Here is a 492-nt window from a genome sequence, read left to right as displayed (position 1 = left end):
CGCGGTTTGCTCGGGCTTGGGATGGGCGACTGGTGAGGCCGGATCCGGGAACAAGGTCATGCTGCAGGGTAGTCGGCAGGTGCATGCGGTCGCCTAACCGCCAACCAAGGCACGCCGCAAACACGACGCTCAGAGCATCTCCACAACCGAAAGATGCAAGAAGTTCCCACCACAACCTATGCGAGTAACTTACTCGTAAGGTTCCAATTGCGTGATTTCACGCATCCCCAAAGCGGGAGCAGTGTTTCGCCTACAGGTAGTGAAACTTGGGATCGAAGGAACCACGACGATGGCGGTGCTGCTGGTCGAGGACGACGTTATGGTGCGTCTTACCCTCGCCGACTTCTTCGAGGATGCCGGGATCGACTTCCTCGAGGCCGGCAATGCCGAGGATGCCCTGGCCATCCTCGACGATCCTTTGCAGCGCATCGACGTGCTGGTCACCGATCTCAACCTGGGCGCCGGCGACAGTGGCCTGGCCCTGGCCACCAA

1 protein-coding gene is annotated in these 492 nt (G+C 60.2%); it reads left to right on the top strand.

Features of this window, described 5'->3' with window-relative positions:
- Window positions 1-289: 289 nt before the first annotated feature.
- Window positions 290-492 (top strand): response regulator (locus JMJ56_RS33295; RefSeq protein ID WP_202836146.1); only part of this gene is annotated, 203 nt, incomplete at its 3' end.

It is taken from the genome of Belnapia arida (assembly GCF_016773205.1).
Taxonomy (GTDB): Bacteria; Pseudomonadota; Alphaproteobacteria; order Acetobacterales; family Acetobacteraceae; genus Belnapia; species Belnapia arida.
Note: the sequence above shows the minus strand (reverse complement) of the source record. Positions and strands in the feature narration are given on the sequence as shown.